The organism is Chryseobacterium camelliae (assembly GCF_002770595.1).
Lineage (GTDB): Bacteria > Bacteroidota > Bacteroidia > Flavobacteriales > Weeksellaceae > Chryseobacterium > Chryseobacterium camelliae.
Map to the genome: position 1 here is coordinate 1,494,909 of NZ_CP022986.1, position 18,966 is coordinate 1,513,874.

General features: G+C 38.1%; 14 protein-coding genes, 3 tRNA genes and 1 pseudogene. 10 read left to right on the forward strand and 8 right to left on the reverse strand.

The window, feature by feature from the left end; translation table 11 throughout:
* Positions 1-51: 51 nt before the first annotated feature.
* Complete coding sequence (aspA, locus tag CGB83_RS06845; protein WP_100075144.1) at positions 52-1,452, reverse strand: aspartate ammonia-lyase; 1,401 nt, start codon at positions 1,450-1,452, stop codon at positions 52-54.
* A gap of 65 nt (positions 1,453-1,517) precedes the next feature.
* Complete coding sequence (locus CGB83_RS06850; protein ID WP_100077527.1) at positions 1,518-2,543, reverse strand: N-acetylmuramoyl-L-alanine amidase; 1,026 nt, start codon at positions 2,541-2,543, stop codon at positions 1,518-1,520.
* 136 nt (positions 2,544-2,679) lie between these two features.
* Here CGB83_RS06850 and CGB83_RS06855 point away from each other — a divergent pair.
* The 3 genes from CGB83_RS06855 to CGB83_RS06865 all read left to right on the forward strand — a co-directional run bounded on the left by CGB83_RS06855 (position 2,680) and on the right by CGB83_RS06865 (position 2,948).
* Positions 2,680-2,764: transfer RNA gene (locus tag CGB83_RS06855), tRNA-Ser, on the forward strand.
* 17 nt (positions 2,765-2,781) lie between these two features.
* Positions 2,782-2,856, forward strand: a tRNA-Pro gene (locus CGB83_RS06860).
* Between the two features lie 18 nt (positions 2,857-2,874).
* Positions 2,875-2,948, forward strand: a tRNA-Arg gene (locus tag CGB83_RS06865).
* Between the two features lie 541 nt (positions 2,949-3,489).
* Here the strand turns inward: CGB83_RS06865 and CGB83_RS20730 are convergent.
* Positions 3,490-4,512, reverse strand: a pseudogene (locus CGB83_RS20730) (recombinase family protein); the annotation flags it as partial.
* A 220-nt stretch (positions 4,513-4,732) separates the two neighbouring features.
* On the reverse strand, positions 4,733-4,951 hold the full coding sequence (locus tag CGB83_RS06880) for a hypothetical protein (protein WP_100075145.1): 219 nt from the start codon (positions 4,949-4,951) through the stop codon (positions 4,733-4,735).
* A gap of 398 nt (positions 4,952-5,349) precedes the next feature.
* Here CGB83_RS06880 and CGB83_RS06885 point away from each other — a divergent pair, with 398 nt between their 5' ends.
* From CGB83_RS06885 to CGB83_RS06900, 4 genes are read left to right on the forward strand one after another with little or no spacing between them, the layout of a single operon-like run.
* A complete protein-coding gene (locus CGB83_RS06885; protein WP_100075146.1) occupies positions 5,350-6,876 on the forward strand; it encodes an SAVED domain-containing protein in 1,527 nt (508 codons plus the stop codon).
* Between the two features lie 20 nt (positions 6,877-6,896).
* The gene (locus CGB83_RS06890; RefSeq protein WP_100075147.1) at positions 6,897-8,042 is read left to right on the forward strand and encodes an SMODS domain-containing nucleotidyltransferase; all 1,146 of its coding nucleotides are present in this window, start codon (positions 6,897-6,899) and stop codon (positions 8,040-8,042) included.
* On the forward strand, positions 7,945-9,831 hold the full coding sequence (locus tag CGB83_RS06895; RefSeq protein WP_100075148.1) for a ThiF family adenylyltransferase: 1,887 nt from the start codon (positions 7,945-7,947) through the stop codon (positions 9,829-9,831). The genes CGB83_RS06890 and CGB83_RS06895 overlap by 98 nt, the downstream gene beginning before the upstream one ends.
* A 2-nt stretch (positions 9,832-9,833) precedes the next feature.
* Positions 9,834-10,319: a Mov34/MPN/PAD-1 family protein gene (locus tag CGB83_RS06900; protein ID WP_100075149.1), complete on the forward strand. Its 486-nt coding sequence runs from the start codon at positions 9,834-9,836 to the stop codon at positions 10,317-10,319.
* A 133-nt stretch (positions 10,320-10,452) separates the two neighbouring features.
* Here the strand turns inward: CGB83_RS06900 and CGB83_RS06905 are convergent, their stop codons facing one another.
* Positions 10,453-12,774, reverse strand: coding sequence for an AAA family ATPase (locus tag CGB83_RS06905; protein WP_100075150.1), 2,322 nt, complete (start codon positions 12,772-12,774; stop codon positions 10,453-10,455).
* A 21-nt stretch (positions 12,775-12,795) separates the two neighbouring features.
* Positions 12,796-13,164 (reverse strand): hypothetical protein, encoded by a 369-nt coding sequence (locus CGB83_RS06910; RefSeq protein ID WP_027374889.1) that lies wholly within the window; start codon positions 13,162-13,164, stop codon positions 12,796-12,798.
* A gap of 123 nt (positions 13,165-13,287) precedes the next feature.
* Here CGB83_RS06910 and CGB83_RS06915 point away from each other — a divergent pair, with 123 nt between their 5' ends.
* The 3 genes from CGB83_RS06915 to CGB83_RS06925 all read left to right on the forward strand — a co-directional run bounded on the left by CGB83_RS06915 (position 13,288) and on the right by CGB83_RS06925 (position 14,710).
* Positions 13,288-13,506: a hypothetical protein gene (locus tag CGB83_RS06915; RefSeq protein WP_027374888.1), complete on the forward strand. Its 219-nt coding sequence runs from the start codon at positions 13,288-13,290 to the stop codon at positions 13,504-13,506.
* 4 nt (positions 13,507-13,510) lie between these two features.
* Complete coding sequence (locus tag CGB83_RS06920; protein WP_100075151.1) at positions 13,511-14,338, forward strand: SOS response-associated peptidase; 828 nt, start codon at positions 13,511-13,513, stop codon at positions 14,336-14,338.
* A gap of 87 nt (positions 14,339-14,425) precedes the next feature.
* Positions 14,426-14,710 (forward strand): hypothetical protein, encoded by a 285-nt coding sequence (locus tag CGB83_RS06925; protein WP_027374886.1) that lies wholly within the window; start codon positions 14,426-14,428, stop codon positions 14,708-14,710.
* A 265-nt stretch (positions 14,711-14,975) separates the two neighbouring features.
* Here the strand turns inward: CGB83_RS06925 and CGB83_RS06930 are convergent, their stop codons facing one another.
* Entirely contained in the window at positions 14,976-17,846 is a 2,871-nt protein-coding gene (locus tag CGB83_RS06930; protein ID WP_100075152.1) for a DUF3696 domain-containing protein, read from the reverse strand.
* A 204-nt stretch (positions 17,847-18,050) separates the two neighbouring features.
* Positions 18,051-18,512 carry a hypothetical protein gene (locus CGB83_RS06935; RefSeq protein WP_100075153.1) on the reverse strand — a complete coding sequence of 154 codons (462 nt, stop codon included), beginning with the start codon at positions 18,510-18,512 and terminating at the stop codon, positions 18,051-18,053.
* Positions 18,513-18,966: the final 454 nt, after the last annotated feature.

The following is an 18,966-nucleotide window of genomic DNA, read 5'->3' on the forward strand; positions in this document are numbered from 1 at the left end:
GATGAATGGCCCCATGTTACATCAACAAGCAGCCATCCATCCTGTAATTTGTTATTTGTTGTGCGGCTTCAGCATATGGGCCGGATCGAGGATTTCATCCAGCTTTTCCTGGGAAAGCATTCCCCTTTCCAGGACCAGGTCATAGACACTTTTCCCGGTTTCCAATGATTCTTTGGCAATGGCTGTGGATTGCTTGTATCCGATATAAGGGTTCAGTGCGGTTACAATTCCTATGCTGTGCTTCACCATATTGAGGCATACATCTTTATTAGCCGTAATGCCCACCACACATTTTTCGCGGAGGGTGTCCAGCGCATTGCACAGGAAGTGAATATTTTCCATGATGGCATGGGACAATACCGGCTCCATTACGTTCAGCTGCAGCTGGCCCGCTTCTGCGGCAAAAGTTACCGTTAAATCGTTTCCGATCACTTTAAAGCACACCTGATTAACCACTTCAGGAATCACCGGGTTTACTTTTCCGGGCATGATAGAAGATCCGGGCTGCATCGGAGGAAGGTTGATTTCAAAAAGCCCGGCTCTGGGGCCCGATGAAAGAAGCCTTAAATCATTACAGATTTTAGACAGCTTTACAGCGAGACGCTTCATGGCTGAAGAATAAATCACGTACGAACCTGTATCAGGAGTGGCTTCTACAAGATCCGGAGCTGACACGATAGGATAACCGGTAATTTCCGCCAGGTTTTTCGCGCATAATGCAGCGTACCCAACCGGAGCATTAATCCCGGTACCGATGGCTGTAGCGCCCATATTGACTTCAACAAAGAGTTCCGCATTATTGTTCAGCTTGGAGATATCTTCTTCAAGCGTAGCGGCAAAAGCTTCAAATTCCTGTCCGAGGGTCATGGGAACAGCATCCTGAAGCTGGGTCCTCCCCATTTTGATGATCCCCCTGAATTCATTTCCTTTTTCGCGGAATGCCTCTACAATTTTCTGAAGCTTTTCTACCAGGACGGCATTCATCTGAAGGAGTCCCATTTTTATTGCTGTGGGATACGCATCATTGGTAGACTGGGAAAGGTTGATATGGTCATTGGGAGAACAGAATTCGTATTGCCCCTTGTCTTTTCCCATCTTTTCCAGCACCCGGTTGGCAATAACCTCGTTGGCATTCATGTTAATGGATGTCCCTGCTCCTCCCTGGATCATATCCACGGGAAACTGTTCATGAAAACGCCCTGCAATAATTTCGTGGCAGGTTTCGGCTATTTTAAAATACAGGCTCTCATCCAGCAATCCCAGTTCATAATTGGTTTTTGCTGCTGCCATTTTTACAAAAGCAAGCCCCCGGATAAACTCCGGATAGGACGAGAGCAATTGTCCCGAGATTTTAAAATTATCGATGGCCCTTTGGGTCTGAACTCCGTAATAAGCGTCTGCCGGCACTTCAAGCACGCCCAGCAGGTCGCTTTCCTTTCTGAAATCTCCCATTGTATGTATTTAAAATTAATCCTGTAAAGATAACAAAACCCACCGAAGGATGCGTCCTTAATCTCTTATTTTACGGGATATTTAACGTTCAGTGCCTGAAGGATAGCCCAGGTTTCCGCATCCATTACCCCGTCATAATTCTGAGGCCTGAAATGATACTGGAATGCTTCAATGGTTTTCCTGGTGGCATCATCCCATTTTCCGCTTGACTCTAAGCCATACCCGAATTTCTGCAAAGCGGTCTGGATCATAAAGATGAAGGCTGGCTCATTGTACCGTGTGGTAAATTCAACCAGTGCAAGTTCATAATAGTTCTTTTTAGTCGCTTCATCGTACCACATCCCGATCTGGTATTCATCGTAAAGCTTTTTCCATGGAAACAGAGGTCCCGGATCCTGTTTTCTGGTCGGGGCGATATCCGAATGTGCCAGGACATTGGTTGGCGGAATCTGGTACCGGGTTACAATATCTTTGGCTAAGGCAGCTACTTTTTTAACCTGGTCATCACTGAAGGGTACAAAGATCCTCCTGGCTGTACTGTCTGCGGTATATCCGTTATTTACGATCTCAATGCCTATTGACGTATCATTAAGGTTTTTATCGTTCCTCCATGAGCTTATTCCGGCATGATAGGCACGCTTATTTTCATCCACCAGCTGATAGATCTGGTTGTCCTCTTTATCATTTACCAGATAATGGGCACTTACAGCCTGCTGAGTCAGCACGGTGATGGATTTATCTTCCGGCAGGGCTGTATAATGAAGGATGAGGTATTTCTGTCTGAAATTCTGCGCAACCGCAGGAAAATAGGTTTTGGTAACCTTATAGCCGGCAGGTTTTGCAGAGACAATAGATCCGTAACTGATGGTATTGTCATTCTTGGTAATATCGGCAATATTGGTGGTAAAAAATTCTACGCCATGATCGGTGGTGATCTGGGGCTTAGGCTTAGCCTGAGGTGGGGTTACAACGGCTGTTTTTTGCTGTGTTACCGGCGTTTTACGCTTGTAGGAAGTTTTTTTAACATTCTGCTGGGAAGTACAGGAAAAAACCATAGCACTTAATCCCATGATATATAATGTTTTACGCATCAGTCTCATTTTTTAGTCGTTTATATACCTCAAAAATACATAAATTTTTCCTGAAATTTATTTGGTATGTAAGGAAAACTATTCTATATTTGCACTCGCAATAACGGAATAACGATCATTAGAAAATAAAGTTAAAGGAGGGTTGCCGGAGTGGTTAACGGAGCAGTTTGCTAAACTGTCGACGCGAAAGTGTCGCAAGGGTTCGAATCCCTTACCCTCCGCTTTTCAAAGCTATATTCGGGGCGTAGCGTAGTCCGGTCATCGCGCCTGGTTTGGGACCAGGAGGTCGCAGGTTCGAATCCTGCCGCCCCGACTTTTCAACAACTTTTTAGGGTGCGTAGCTCAGCTGGATAGAGCATCTGCCTTCTAAGCAGACGGTCAAAGGTTCGAATCCTTTCGCGCTCACTCTATGGTCATCAGGATTTTCTAAATTCTGATGACTTTTTTTTTGACCTTCTAATCCACTCTTACTCAGTTTAATAAGATTAAGAAAAGCATTCGATTTAGGAGTTCGAAAAGTCTTGCCGTCAAACTCCAGTTTTTGGTAGTATAGTGAACTCGCAATCATCCTTCTATCATCTAAAGTACCTTCTACATATCTCTGTGCTAAATTGGATATACCATCTAATGCCAAAGACAGTTTGCCTGGTATATCTTGATCCTTACCTGCTTTAACAAGTCCTTTCAAATTTTCTTCAAGTTCTTCTAGTTTCTGTTTACATTCTTTTTTGACCTCATTGTAATCATCCTCGTCCAATCTATCAGTTAAAAACAGATCTCTTGCCTTTGTTAACTTTTGGTTGACTTTCTCAATTTCTGCCATCACTGATCTTCTCTCGTCATCTACATTACCACAATATTTTTTGTAATTCCTTAAAAGTGCCACTTTTAGCAGGTCCTTATGTTCAGGTAAGATCTCATATTTTCTTAGATCATCTACGAACTTTTTGTTTAAATCATCAGAATTATGTCTGAATCCACATTTAGAATTACAGTGATAATAACTGTAAAATTTGGTGTTACCTTTTGAAGTACTCGCAGTCAATGTGTTACCGCAGCGAGGGCAGATTAAAATCCCGCGTAAAGGAAAACTTTCATTGCTCAAAACCTTGCTCTCTCCAACCTCAGTCCTACTCTTTCGGCTTTTCCCCTCCAGAACCCGCTGAACCTTCTCAAATAGCTCTTCGCTGATTAAAGGTACATGCTTCCCTTTAACGTAATGTGCAGGTTCATTCTCAAATTCCGCAATGAAAACTTTTCCGGCATATACCGGATTTCGGATAGCGACCATGAAGGCATTTCTGGTCAAATTTTTACCCTCTCTTTTATTCATAAGCACTCGAATGTGCTCAGAAGGCAATTCGCCTTTCGCAATTTCTTCAAATGCCCATATAATATTATCAGCCTCAGGATGTAAAACACCTATATATTTCCTTCCATCCTCAGTACATCTGTTTATATATCCGTATGGGGGTGTGCCCATTATCCGGCCTTCTTTTCGTGCCCTCCTCATTCCATAAAATACATTCAGAGCCCTCCTATCATTTTCAACTTCCGGAGTTGAGAGATATATCGCCAGTACGATCTTGTTCTCCGGGATCTTAAGGTCTAAAGGCTGTTCTATTGCTTGAGGCTCTACTTGTAAGCTCTCCAAAACACTGATCATATGATATGCATCCCCAGCATTTCTACTAAACCGATCCCACTTAGTAAATAGGATTAACCGTGGCTCCCGATCTTTCTTAGTCCTTTTCTTTAAATTTTTCAGATAAGCGCTCCATTGAGGTCGTTCAAAATTTTTAGCGGAATGATCCTCAAATATTACATTCTGAACTGCAATACCGTACTTTGCGCAATATCCCTTTAGCCGCTCTGCTTGATCTCGTTGTGAATAACCTTTGTCAGCCTGTTCATCTGTAGATACACGAATATACAGGTCGGCTATTTTGCTGCTATAGTTCTTTTTCATACGAATACATTTTACTTTGAATACTTTTAGGAATTAACATGAATGGACTGCTGTCCTCGTCTTCATAGGATGGAAATCTGAAATGTAACTCAGCTGTCCAAAATAACTTAGTCTTTCTCATTGGAAATTATTTATAATCTTGGCTATCGCGGTTAAACCAATAAGCTGAATGCTAATATTTTATCACCACGAAGAATATAACAAAATTACAAAAAATAGATTATTCCGGAGAGAAGAACTGTTTAATAGTGACCCTTGTTAGCATATGTAAAAAATCGAGCATTTCGATAGCTTCTTCTTCAGTAACTTTCTTACCGGTTTTGCGGACAGCCTCCATAAACTCGTCTAGGGAAATTTCTTCCAGCTCAATAAAAGCAGATTGCTTCAACATCTCAATGTTGAACTTTTTGTCTGGTTTGGAAGTTCCATATTTTTTCATATTAGCTGACACCTTACTGGTAAAGCTATCTTAAAATATTCCCAACAGATCAAGAATGGAAATAAAGTGACTAACTTTTCCTACAATTTCCTATGAATATTTGCTTTCATTTCATTACGGAAAACCGTAAATGCTTTTAAATACATTTACCTATTTTAGTGTATAAAAGCATATTCAAAATAACAGCGGATAATTATTAAGTAGATGGATATTTTTCTCGACTCTCTAAGGCATTGTTTTTTAACTGACATATTGGCCTTAAGGATTGGATGGATGAAGGCTCAAATTAGGTAAAATTCCAAATGTAAGGACAAGGATTTTTGTATAAATGGGACAATTTGTCGTTAAAAAACTTAGGGCATAATTACTGTGATCTACAAATTACAAATTATAAACATATGGCAACCAGTGTAATTGCAAGACAGAGCGGTGACGACTTCCAATCAAAATTTTTTTGGCTAAAAGCCTGTGGATTAAATCTTCCACATACATGCATCAAAAAAGTTGCATGGGAAATGGATTCTACCTTTGGATTCGACGACGTTGTGGTATATTATGAGCCAGCAGCCAAAGAATCAGGGTATGACGTGACAGAAGACTACTACCAAGTAAAATTCCATGTTGACCACAAAAGAGGATTTACTTGCGACGCGCTAATGGACCCGGAATTTATTGGAAATAAGACAGAATCAATTTTACAGAGATTACATAACAATTATAAAAGTGATCCAACTAATTTTGCTTCTAAACGGTACAATATCGTAAATACCTGGGGCTTGGACCACAGTGATAATCTACGACTATTACTTGGTAATAATGGAGGTATTCGACTTGATAATCTTTTTAAAAAAGGACCGAAATCCACAAATGGTAAAATAAGGGAAGCTTGGAAGGCTCATCTTGAAATTCATAGCGATGATGAATTGCGGGAAATACTGGCACCGTTAAGAATAATGCACAGTTTTGGGGATGAACGCCATGTAAAGGATCAACTAAATTCTAATCTTTTACTTTCGGGTTTGAAACCTATACCTGCAGATCAACACTCCAGCAAATATAATGACCTTATTCAAAAATTGCACGCATCAGGCAAAAATATCTTTACTAAAGATGAGCTATTCGACATTTTAAAAGCTGAGGAACTTTATATTGGGAAGGCTACTGATGAGGAAAACTATTTTAAGGTAGGGGTGCGTAGCTTTAGAAAAGGTGCAGAAAATTTGCATAATGAAGTTGATCAAATCAGCTGTTTTCTTCACTGCTTTTCGAGTAGATTTATTTTGGAAGAATATGCTGGAATGGAATTCATTAACGAACAAATAAAGGCCACTGCAGAGAAAATAATTGAAAATAAAAAACCTGTCCTATTACATCTAGATACGCACCTATCCCTAGCAACCTTATTAGGATCTCAGCTCAATCCTAAATATGGTGTTCCTGAAATAACTCTTGTACAAAAAACATTTAATGGTAAGAAGTTATGGAAAGCCGATACAGAAATCACACCTGCAGCGACTGGTCCTCATTGGACAATTACAGAGGAACAACTCAATAAACACGGTGATGAAACGGTCTTATCAATTAACGTGACACATGATATCATCGAAGATGTAAATAATTTTGTTAAAGAAAATCTCAGGAACGTAAAAGCAATTGTCCACGCAACCATACTGCCTAAAATTGGAGCTACTTCATTAATCGATGCCAATCACGCGGTTTCAGCACTCGAAGAACTAATAAATACAGTACGAACAGTGAAACGTAAATCCTCAGCGATGGGGAAAGTTCATTTATTTATTGCCGCACCAAATGCCCTAGCTTTCTATCTTGGTCAGAAGATCAGCTTACTTGGAAAAACGGCGCTATATGAGTTTGACTTTGAACAACAACGAAATGGTGGGTATCATGCCATTCTGGAAATATAATAACTTAATATTAAACCTATATGAAAATCAATTCGTATTTCAATGACTTTTTGTCAAATATCAGACTCACATCTTCGCAAAAAGATGATTTAAAAAGAGGACATAAGACATTACGCGACCGTCTTTCTGCAGATGATGAACTTAAAGACATCATTATTTCAACATTCCTACAGGGCAGTTACAGAAGGTCTACAGCTGTCCGACCTTTAAATGGTAAACGCGCAGATGTTGATGTGATAGTAGTCACCAACCTGGACCGAAATGAAATTACACCTCAGCAGTCCATTGAAAAATTTATCCCATTCGTAGAGAAACATTATAAGGGAAAGTATGAAATTCAAGGTCGATCTATTGGAATTGAACTATCTTACGTCGATCTGGATATTGTAATAACTTCTGCTCCGTCTGAATCAGATAGAGAACTTCTAAAATCAAGCAGTGTGACCTCAAGTCTAATGCTTGAAGATTTTACCAACGATTATGAATGGCGCCTGACAAAAGGATGGAGCGATCCTGATCCTATGAAATCTTTTAATTTTTTGGCAGAATCTGTAAAAAACCAAGCTGAGTGGAAAATGGAGCCTTTATGGATTCCGGACAGTGAAGCTGATTCCTGGGACCAAACTCATCCACTAGAGCAGATCCGTTGGACTAGAGACAAGAATAAAAATACAAACAAGCATTTTGTAAATATTGTTAAAGCATTAAAATGGTGGAGGACGCTGAAGCTAACTGACCTAAAATATCCAAAAGGTTATCCAATTGAACACATGATCGGTGATTGCTGTCCGGACGGTGTCACTTCTGTTGCCGAAGGTGTTTACAAGACACTGCAGGGAATAGTTGACACCTACAGTTCAGAGAGATTATGGGGGACTACTCCTGTCCTACCTGACCGAGGTGTACCAGAACACAATGTGTGGAAAAGAGTTTCCAATGATGATTTTATTTCATTTTATGATTCTGTGGAAGAATATGCGGCCCTGGCGAAGGAGGCATTGGAGGCTGAAACTTTAAAGGAGCAAGTAGAAAAGTGGAAAGAATTCTTTGGTGATAAATTTCCATCTTATGACGGAGATGACACTAAAAATACGCTATCCTCTGGCTCAGCTGGGTTTACAACAAGAAAAGAGAATACAGATGCTGGACCAGGTAGATTTGCATAATTTGGAGCCTACCGAAATATTAAAAGCTGCTCGCAGACGACTGGAGGATATTAAAGGTTATCAAATGCTGGAGGACTTGGTCTGGAACCACTTTGTAAAAAAGTGGAAAATGACCTTTAAGATATCCATTGAAAGCTCAGACCAAGACCTAGTGCCAAACGAAACCGTTTGGCATGTTTTAGTTGACCATAAATATCCCGCAGGCAATATTTTGGTGGTGCCTGACTGCAAAGATGGCATTACAACCACTTTTCAACATCAGGATTTTAATCATATCGTTAAAGATCGACCATGGTCCAGCGGTAAATTATGTCTCGACGAGAGTCAAGGAAGCTGGGGAAGAAAACAATATCTTACTGAACCGAAATCCACAACATCCAGACTTTATTGGCATATCGATAGATGTAAAAGCTGGCTGATCGCCGCCAGCAATAATACTTTGGTTGAAGATGGTGATCCCTTTGAATTGCCAGCATTCCCACCAAGACAAAAATACCAGCTTTTTTTTAACGAAAGCAGGGCTACTTTTGACAGCTGGTGTAAAAGTGATTATAAGGATGGAACTTTCACTTACAAGCAATTGAGGAAGGATATTTATGCAGTCCTTCAATTCAAAAGTGACAATTTTAGCCTGGAGCCGAATTGGGGTAAATACATTACAGATAACCAAAACGGCCATCAGCACGGTATTTGGCTACTTCTTGACAATATTCCTGTAATTAGCCCTTGGCAGATTCCCACTAATTTTGGAGAATTAATTGAGATATTAAATCTTCAAAAAATTGATCTGCTATCTACCTTTGTAAAACAAACACAGAATCTAAAGAGACAAGGCTTACATCCTAATGTTGTTTTTTTAGGTTTTCCTGTAGCAGAACGGATCGGACAGGACCATCATTTAATGCATTGGTTTGCGTTCACATATCCACAATTACCAAAAATAAAAGGATTCCGTCCCAATGCTATCGGCTTATCAAAACATCTTATTAAACTGGCCCTACAGCCTAATAAAAGAATAAACTGGATTAAAACAGATAACTGGAGTCAGGAACAATTAACAAATAGAGGTAGAATGACAAAAGATATGTCGGAAATGAAAGTATTGCTAATTGGAGCAGGATCAGTCGGCTCAATTTTCATTCAGTCATTGGTGAGACTTGGTATGAACGAAATTAAAGTAATAGATCCTGATACGATGGTAGCAGGAAATTTATCGCGCCACGTTTTGACTCTAGACTCTGTGGGTGTTCCGAAAGCCGAAGCATTATCAAATCATATGAACAGCATATTCCCTTCTGTACATAGCACATATGAAAATTCTTCACTTGAGGATGCCATCAGTCAAAATAAGCTAACATTATCAGATTTTGATATTATTATTGAAGCGACTGGTCAAGATTCCGTCATTGCTTTTCTCAATGACAGTTTGGTGGATTGCACATGTTTGTTTACATCCATATCAACAGGCTACATGGCAGACACTTTCTACCTCTATACGAGTCGCCTCAGAAGGGGTAAACAAAATTTTTTAATTGATTTTAATGCAAAATCTAAGAAGTGGCTGGAAATGGATGCAAAAAAGGTAAGTGGAGAAGAACAATTAATTGAAGGTATCGGTTGTTGGCACCCCTTATTCCCTGCTAGAATAGATGACATACAAATGCTTGCCGGTGCCGCAGTGAAAAGTTTTGAAAAGCAAATTTTTGATGGTGACACAGCTAAATTAACCATCATCCAAAAACAATATAACAACGATACATTTATAGGTATCAAAATATTCGAAGAATAACGATGGTCTACGCTAATATAGAAAATAATTTAAAAATTCATCTTTCCGAAGATCTACTTTTTGAACTACAAACGTATTGCACCCTGTCCGGACATTTAGAAACCGGAGGAATACTAATAGGACTATACACGGACAATAACATGTCCGCAAAAATTACGGCTGTCACCGGTCCACCCAGTGACTCTAAACATGGTAGAACAACATTTTTCAGAGGAACGAAGGGATTAAAAAAAACCTTAGACACCAACTGGAAAAAAGGTCAGTATTACCTCGGAGAATGGCATTATCATCCCTACGCATTACCCGACCCAAGCTTTCAGGATATCAACCAGATTAAGAAAATATCCACAGATCATAAATATCATTGTCCAGAACCATTGATGATTATTATCGGAATGGACGGAAAAAACTTCATAAACCGCATTTTTGCGTCTTTAAAAGGGCAAAATTTAATTGAGTTTCATCCGCTAGAAAGCATAACCACCTGATGTAAATTAAAATGATCCCGTTTCACTTGTATTTCCCCGAATTTCATGGTTTTTTCATTCTTTAATATGTTGCAAAGATCAAGAAGAAAACTTTCTGCGTTTTTTTTCATAAGCGCAATCGAAAATACACCCATTATTTAGTCTGATTTATCCATTCACTTAAAAATTCATTTACATCCAGGACATATTGCTCAGCATCAATTTTTGATTTTAACTGCCCAGCATGCGCTACGGCATTTCTGCGTATCCTGAGATCATCAATGTTTTCAATCAGCAAATCTCTCGGTCTATTGAAAATAACTGTCAATTCGGTTACCAAAAGCGCCAATTCAGCTGAAGAACAGCTTGAGCTTAGAGGACTGCTACCGAATTTAAATTTTTCCAATGACGATTGCATACCTCCTAACATCCATTTTTTAACAGGATCGACTCTGTAAAAAACTTTTTTCAACTCATTTTCAAGAGCTCTGCCATATTGCAGTATAACTGGAGAAAAGTCACTTGACAATGTAATCATATTTAATAAGAACTGACCTGATGCTAAATATTTGACGGTTGTAGTTTCGAGCTTCGACGTATCGAATAGAACTTCTAAGTTTGCTTGATAACGGGATATATCCATTCTCGCGTCAAACTCGTCAATCTTTTCCTCCAATGCGGAAATTTTCTCTTCACTATCCTCCAGATTGGTCTTCATCGATTCAAATTCCAACACAAAGTTATCTCTCCTGATATTGAGTAAGCTCAACTGTAAATTATTTGATTCGTCGAAGAATCCACCATCAAACACTTCGAATGGTATACTTCCATCATCTTTAATTTTAAGGACTTCAACCTGTTTATTCCCACCATTAATATTCTTAAAATGTCGAAGATAAAAAATTTTAACAAGGTCAACAGCATTTTGCGCTGCTACCAAATTTTGAAACTTACGAATTAAATACTCACTGTGAGTTTCGATAATCAACTGGATTTTGAATCGCTTGTTGGCTTCAAAGAACATTTCTGCAAGCAGTGACTGCCATTTTGGATGTAAATTCGTCTCCGGCTCTTCGATCAATAACATGCTAGGGTCAAAAATGTCCCTCCAATATTCACCTTTATCATCATATTCATGGACTTCCCTCTTATTTTTTTCGGCCAGAACACAAATCTGAATAAGCAATAAAATGAGCTGTTTTATTCCGTAACCAAAATCCACAAGCTCACGCTTCTCGCCATTCATATCAATTACAGAAACAAAAATTAACTGGTAATCTTGCTTAAAATCTATATAAAGCCTTTTCCCAATCTCAAAAGCTTGTAGGTATCTATTTAAAAATGAAGTGCTATCACCCTGTAATGGAAGGAAGCCCTTTAATAGGTTAATGAAAGGAGTATTTAATGATGCATTATAGATTCTTACATGCTGCTCCCTTACTGTAGAAAGGTAATTAACCGAAAACAGACGCTGCTCTAAGTGAGACATAGTCTGTATAAATGCATGCTCAATAACATTGTATTTTCTTTGATTACTAGGATCAACATCAATCCATTTTAGATTATCCCTTAAGATTTCAAGACAGCTGGAGTAAAAAACACCCTCAATCTCCAGTTGTGGATAAAAATATTCAGGGGGTTCAAAGTCTCGATCTGTCACTTTTAAGGAACCCCGAAGTACTTTTTTCTTTAAACCTTTACTAAGAAAACTCACCCATGCTTTTCTATCGGCTACTGGCTTGAATGAGCTCATTAATATAGACGGAATAACTCGAAACCCCTCCTTATCTAAAACTTTTTCTAACCAAGCTTTTTCGGTCTGATTATCTTGATGATAATCATAAATTTCCAAGCCGTCGCTTAAAATGGATTTTAATTTCGCAGTATTGATACTCCAATTAACAAGACCTACTGGAGGTTCTCCATCGGGTTTCCCAAAAATTCCGTATTTAATATAAAAATCCCTCTTTTTGTAGGTTGGATCGGCTTTCAGCTTTTCGTACTCTTCAATATCTTTTTTATACTTTCTCAGATCTCTGGCTTTGTCAGCTTTGGAAGCATTCTTATAAGCAAAAGAAAGGAGAACATCGCCATCCTGAGCGTCAGAAAGCTGCACCTCCCTTAATTTCGCCTTGTAAGGATCAGCTGGCAGTACCACGTACGTAAGTGAGATAAGTCCATGCCTTATCCCAAGGAAATTAAAGGGAAGTGAAACTGTTATTTTCTTCTTTGTTTTTTTGTAAAGTACATTTTCTAAATTTCCCAGCAGGTGTTCCTGTTCCGTGAGATCGAGTTCATAAGGAAAAACTTTTGCACTAACGCTATTTTTTAACAGCTGTAGCCCTTTGATTATTGAACTTTTCCCTGAATTATTCGTACCTGTCAATAAATTTATCGCAGAAAAGTTTTCAAGAATTCCTTGCTGATCATCAAAAATTCTGAAATTTTTAAGACCAAAAATGTTTACTGGTAGCATTAACAAATTTCATTAGTAAGATTAATTCTCTGCAACCTTAGTAGTTCTCCAAGTATTTACCTCAAATAAAACGGCCGCATCACCTGAATTATTCCAAACGGAACTCTTTAAATCCCAGTAGATAAAATATTTTTTGTTTTTTCCACCATTGATATCAGTTGATCTTTTAATGCCAACTTTTGAATAGAGGACCACTTCGTCACCTTTTTTTACTTCCTGGGGCTTGAACCAGAAAGTGTGCCTCATTTTGTTAGAAATTTTACCTTCATCAAGATATGTTGTGTCGGAAATGATAAAGTAATACAGATTTGTATCTTCCAAAACTGATAATTCAACACGCTCACTTTCCAATGTTCCGAAGTCCACGACCTGGTTGATTTTTAATTTCATAATAGATTATATAGCTTTTAAAGCAATTTATGAAAATTTCAAAGGATACCAAACACATTTAAAACCTTTCTAAATATTTTCCTAAATTTAAGTATGACTATACAGACCTCGTAATAAAAAAATATGTTTGAAATTGAAATTCAAGGCTTGAAAATTGCTGTATCTGAACATATAGTAAATGGCCAGCAGGTCTTTAGGCTTTCATTTGCCGATAATAGAAAACCCCTGGTCGTTGCGCGCGCGAAAACATGGAACGGTGATACATGGACAAGCATTCCGCAAGGCCGTCAGAAGGAGGCCGAAGAGTTTGGTAAAGAAATTAGTAAACACTTAAAAGAATAAAACTATGTGTTATTACAATGGACAACGCGTATCAAGGGAAGAATTCATCAGATTAATGGATCTCGAAAAAGCCGTTATGAACTATGATTTCCTTGATCAGGAAATACATGAAGGTTTTAATTACGGAAATATTGCTGTTTTAAGACCCACCGAAGACCGATGTAATTTCGATATCGTACAGATGGAATGGGGCTTTATACCATCCTATATAAAAAACAGAGAAGATGTCAAAAAAATGCGTTTTGGTTACAAGGACAGTACCGGTAAATGGCGTCAGCCCTACACGACATTGAATGCAAAAGGCGAAGAACTAATATTGATCGATGAAAATACTGGCCGTGAAAAAATGTTCCGGAAGGCAGCACTGGAAAGAAGATGTCTGATCTTATCCAGTGAGTTCTATGAATGGCGCCATATCCATCGACTGAACAAAAAAACCAACCTGCCACTTAAAACAGCTGATAAATATCCATACCATATCGGCTTAAAGGACAAGGCATATTTTTTTATCGCGGCCATATGGCAGAACTGGACTGATAAAGACACAGGGGAAACCGTCGATACTGTTGCCCTTGTAACCACCGAGGCCAATTCATTGATGAGACAGATTCATAACTCAAAGAACAGAATGCCAACAATGCTTCCTGACGAGCTTGCATGGGAATGGATGATGGAAGATCTAACAGAGCAGCGAATCACAGAAATTGCAACTTATCAGATTAAAGCTTCTGACATGGATGCCTATACGGTTGAAAAAGACTTCAGAACAACAGGAAGCCCATCAAAAGTATTTGTCTATTCCGAAGTCCCGGAGTTATCATATGAAGTTTAAAAGTAATCATCAATACAAATTAAATGATGCAACTTTTTTAATGGTTTGCTTTTCCTTATTTTGTAATTTTATAAGCAAATCAATATTATGGAAAGTACAGCACGAATTAAAGTTGATAAAGATATCAAGCCTTTGAAAGATCTTAAGTCTTGGAAACCTTTTGAGTTTATTGTTGGTGAAAAGTATTATGTCTCATTTCAAACGGGTTATGCAGTTCCTTGTAAATTGGTCGAGGTTTATCAAGAAGGACACCGTACGAGGCTTTTGATCGACTGTAAAAATCCAAGCTATAATGGAACTTATACTTTGTTTCAGGAAGAACTTGGACGTACACCAGAGGAAGCTGCGATCAATAAATTTGGACTTTTTTAGAAAGGTCCAGTTTTATTAAGTAATATCCCTTAGGCAGCTTGTATTTTTATGTCTTATTTCTCCGCAACTGCTTCAAATAATCCTGGATAGCTCTTCACTATACCTTGCTTATCCACAACAATTAATTCTACAATCATTAGGAATAATATTTCTGAAAACTTTAGCTGTATTATACAAAGGTCAGGGATGGGTGGCGAAGTGCTTTCCGACCCATCCGAGACTAATAATTAGGTAAGTGTGTTAGATCATCAAAAGATAAAACGGATCATAAATATTTGAATATCGCCAGGACCTTCGCAATGTAATCCTCAGCTGTATACCTATCGATCACATCATGGGTACACACAGCGTCATTATAGGTATGACCTGCACAGTTTCTGAGATCTTTTATATATCTAAAGGTATCAAATAGGCTTTCTGCATTATTGTAGTCACTCCAAAAACTTCTTAGAAAATTGGAAAATTCCAATACTAGTGGTACAGATTTATAATTGTACATAGCATTGCTTGTTGGCGATATGCTATGTAGTAATTCAAAGATTTGGGTCAAATTCCCGAACTTATAATCAGTAGTGGAATTTTTGCTATAATTCTTCAAGTGATCGATCATTACATTATTTCCATTAATTAGAATTGTGCCACTGCCATTTCCCCTAGGTAGCGGTAAATTATCAATAATGTGATTAATTTTGTCTTTATAGTGCACATCTTCTGACCATATAGTCACGGTCGAACTGTCGATATAGTTCGTGAAATCATCCATCCATTTGATCATTTCAAATTCCACTGCACGACCAAACTGTATGATAACAGGAGCAAAATCGGCGTCATTGTCTAACGTTATCAATAGGAATTTACCTGTTGCTAAATATTGTAGCGTTTTATTATTATCGATTTTGCTTTCATCAACTAATAATTTTACTTCTGCTACGTATTTTGAATAATCGGTTTTTTCCAGGAAACGATCAATCATTTGCTGCTGTTGCTCTAACCCTAGCTGTAATTCAGATTCTATCTTATCTTTCTGCCTTTTGACTTCATTGATTTCTTCTTTAAGCTTGGCATGATCAGAATATGCACCTTCCAATTTATGCTGCAGCTGTTCCAATTCTCTATTTTTTTTATCAAGAGCAGTTTTGGACGCTATTTGCTTTTCTTTTATTTCGTCATAATCTTCAATAAAATGGTTTCTTTGAATGTTGAACAAGCTTAGCTTTAGATTATTCTGCTCATCAAAGAATCCCTTGCCAAAATATTGTTCATAGTCTATACTGCCATCTTTCTCAATCTTTACGTGACTGATATAATTTTGTTTGAAACCTGCTTTAACGTCATGGGGCTGATTAAAATAATACATCTTGACCTCACTGGGAGAAATTACTTTGTTGCCTATGTATTCCTGGAATTTATAGATAAGATATTCACTATGGGTTTCAATGAGAAATTGGATATTGAACCTGCTGGCGGCATCTATAAATAACTCTGCCATTTTTGACTGTAAAGATGGATGAAGATTGGCCTCCGGTTCTTCTATCAAAAGCGTCGATGGCATAAAATAAGTAGCTTCCTTTTCATAATAACCCTCATTACCATTAAAGTCGTATTCATGGTTCCTTTGGTACATAAAGGCAAGCGTAGCTATCTTCAGTATGATAGGAAGAAGTTGTGACACACCGTATCCCAGATCGACCAATGCTGTCCTTGTACCGTCAAAATTTATTAGGAAAATTTTGGTCATACCGATAGATTCATCCCTATCCACTGACAGTTCTTTTCCTATATTGAAACCTTTATTTTTGATTTCACCATTTTTATCCTTAAATTCTCCCTTGCCGATCCAGAAATTGACAAAATCCTGTATTTGTGGATAGCTTTCTAGATAGATAGATGTGAAATCCCTTACGATCTGTACGTCTTCCCCATTCTGCTCGTCTATAAACCATGCCCTATTTCTTCCGCGTGCAGTTGGCAAAAAATGGATTCGATTTAAACTCTCAACCTTTTTCTTGACAATTTCCGTAAAATCTTTTTCTATGGCCTGCGACAGATCTGAATAAATATCACTACTATCTGTTGTTTGAATCCAGGGCGAGTCGAAAATACTTTGTACGCTTGCTTCGTTACTGCCACTCTCCTCCTTGGATTCGGCTATCACAATGTCTCTACAGACGCCATAATACGTTCGGGAAAAGTTGTCATGGAAACAATTTAAGATCTTTTCATGATTGTTTTCTTTTCCATTAAGAAGTGATGTCGTGACCATCTCTTCTATTTCAGACAGTTTTGACTTTTCGTGCTCCGATAATCCCGAATAGTTGGAAAATATGCTTTTTCCAGCTACCCTTTTTTTAAGAAAGTCTTTATAACTCTCGCGCTCGTAGGAAAAAAAGTTTTTCTCAAGCGAAATGGATTTGTATTTATCGATTCTACTAAAAAGGTTAATACTGCAAATATCGACAGTCTCTTCATCCGGCTCTGATTTTTTCATCTCCTTTAAAGGATTCTTTAAGATGAGCCTGATGATTTCTTTCAGATCAATACTTGTGGACATTTCCCAGTAATCGGCTTCTTCATGACCGTATCTGAATGCAATCACATTGGACCAGTGCAAATATTTACCTTTCCTTACAATCGCAATACTTTTGATATCATGGTTTACCACATCCTCTTCGATGGCACCTTTTCTATAGATAAAGCGGTTCAGTCCATACCTGATCTCAAGCATTGCATCTATTTCTCTACTTCCGCCGATTTTAATCGGAAATGCAAATACTAGATCTGAATCATCCTCAAAAATAGGCCTTTCCGTGGTTTGTGAACTATACTTCTTATGGAAATTAGAAATCCTTGAGTACATTTGCTCGCTCTGTTGATTCGAGTCTTTATAATGCTGCAATGCTTCCCGGTTAAAAATACGTTCCATATTTCCCAGTTCATGTTGCATATTCTTAAAATCCAGGTGTTGCGAAACAATCCCGTCTTTGTAATTGTGGACCATGAACTGAATTGCTTTAAAAACAGAGCTTTTTCCAGCATTATTTGACCCAGTAATAATCGTAATAGGTCCAAACTCAAGATTTTCCTTCTTGCTAAATGTCCTAAAATTCTGTAGGCCAATTCCCTCTAAATTTGGCATTATGATAGTTTAATATTTTATAAATTATGTATTTGAAGAGTCTTTGAAGCAACTTTAATTAAAAAATCACTACACCACACTTCGAGATGAATTATACCATGCTTTGCAGCACAATATATAACCTGGTTCAAGATCCCTACTTCTACTCCTTTGTTTCCGCAAACTGCACTTACTGAAAATTAAATGCTATACAGTGTCAGGAATCTAATTAACGGTAAATGTGCCATTCCCCTTAAGGATCAGAAAAGAACCCTGTTTCACATTTTTTCTGATACCGCTGAACTTGCTAAAACTGCCCGTCAGCACCATCTGTTCATACCGTGTGGAATCAGCAGATTCCCAGTCCATTCCGCAGGGAACACCTTGAGCCCTCACGCTGTCCGCCGTCATTTTAGAATCCAGGTTTGCCCGCTCTAGCCTTGCATAACTGATGCGCATACATCCGCCTGGGTCCTTTGCAACAAGATAAAATAGCTTTATTGGTTCCTTACTGTCGGGTAACTTAAGGTCAAACTGTTCCGTAATGGTATCGCCTGCCACTTTCCAGTCCGCATGGCCTGTGGCAAAGTCTTTCTCAAAAAATATTTTGGAATTTGTGCTGTTAGTGCATGCTGATGCAACTAGGTACAATAGGAACATGCCTATCACTTTTTTAACTGTTTTCATATTTTTAGGTTATTAGCTGACACTAATTTAAAAAAAAAATCATTTTTATCTGCTTAAAACATAAAGAAAGTGATACTTGCTGGGATTGGCCCCTAAACTCAAAAAAATAAGCAAAATACTGAGGTCACTGACCTTTGTCAGTACATATTGAAATCAGCATTGCACCTCGAAAAGGTGACATAAGTGTCTTCGTCAAAAAACTGAAAATCTATATTTATTACAATCAAGTAAATAAGTGATTTCCATATTTTTTTATCGTGTTTTACGAATTACGCAATAACCAAAATTTGCTTAGTAAACTATTAGAAGGCTCGTCTTAACAATTTCACTCACATCCTTAATAAATATGGTATTGAAAAAAATACAAAACATGCTCAAAACCTCGATTCGCTTGGACCTCATCAATAAGATCTGTCAGATGGTCTGTTATGTAACTGGTGCTATACTTTCCATT

Coding starts and splice junctions, on each gene's coding strand:
- CGB83_RS06920 (WP_100075151.1), top strand. CDS start 13,511: ATGTGTTATTACAATGGACAACGCGTATCAAGGGAAGAATTCATCAGA.
- CGB83_RS06900 (WP_100075149.1), top strand. CDS start 9,834: ATGGTCTACGCTAATATAGAAAATAATTTAAAAATTCATCTTTCCGAA.
- CGB83_RS06910 (WP_027374889.1), bottom strand. CDS start 13,164: ATGAAATTAAAAATCAACCAGGTCGTGGACTTCGGAACATTGGAAAGT.
- aspA (WP_100075144.1), bottom strand. CDS start 1,452: ATGGGAGATTTCAGAAAGGAAAGCGACCTGCTGGGCGTGCTTGAAGTG.
- CGB83_RS06930 (WP_100075152.1), bottom strand. CDS start 17,846: ATGCCAAATTTAGAGGGAATTGGCCTACAGAATTTTAGGACATTTAGC.
- CGB83_RS06895 (WP_100075148.1), top strand. CDS start 7,945: ATGACGGAGATGACACTAAAAATACGCTATCCTCTGGCTCAGCTGGGT.
- CGB83_RS06890 (WP_100075147.1), top strand. CDS start 6,897: ATGAAAATCAATTCGTATTTCAATGACTTTTTGTCAAATATCAGACTC.
- CGB83_RS06850 (WP_100077527.1), bottom strand. CDS start 2,543: ATGCGTAAAACATTATATATCATGGGATTAAGTGCTATGGTTTTTTCC.
- CGB83_RS06885 (WP_100075146.1), top strand. CDS start 5,350: ATGGCAACCAGTGTAATTGCAAGACAGAGCGGTGACGACTTCCAATCA.
- CGB83_RS06925 (WP_027374886.1), top strand. CDS start 14,426: ATGGAAAGTACAGCACGAATTAAAGTTGATAAAGATATCAAGCCTTTG.
- CGB83_RS06915 (WP_027374888.1), top strand. CDS start 13,288: ATGTTTGAAATTGAAATTCAAGGCTTGAAAATTGCTGTATCTGAACAT.
- CGB83_RS06880 (WP_100075145.1), bottom strand. CDS start 4,951: ATGAAAAAATATGGAACTTCCAAACCAGACAAAAAGTTCAACATTGAG.
- CGB83_RS06905 (WP_100075150.1), bottom strand. CDS start 12,774: ATGCTACCAGTAAACATTTTTGGTCTTAAAAATTTCAGAATTTTTGAT.
- CGB83_RS06935 (WP_100075153.1), bottom strand. CDS start 18,512: ATGAAAACAGTTAAAAAAGTGATAGGCATGTTCCTATTGTACCTAGTT.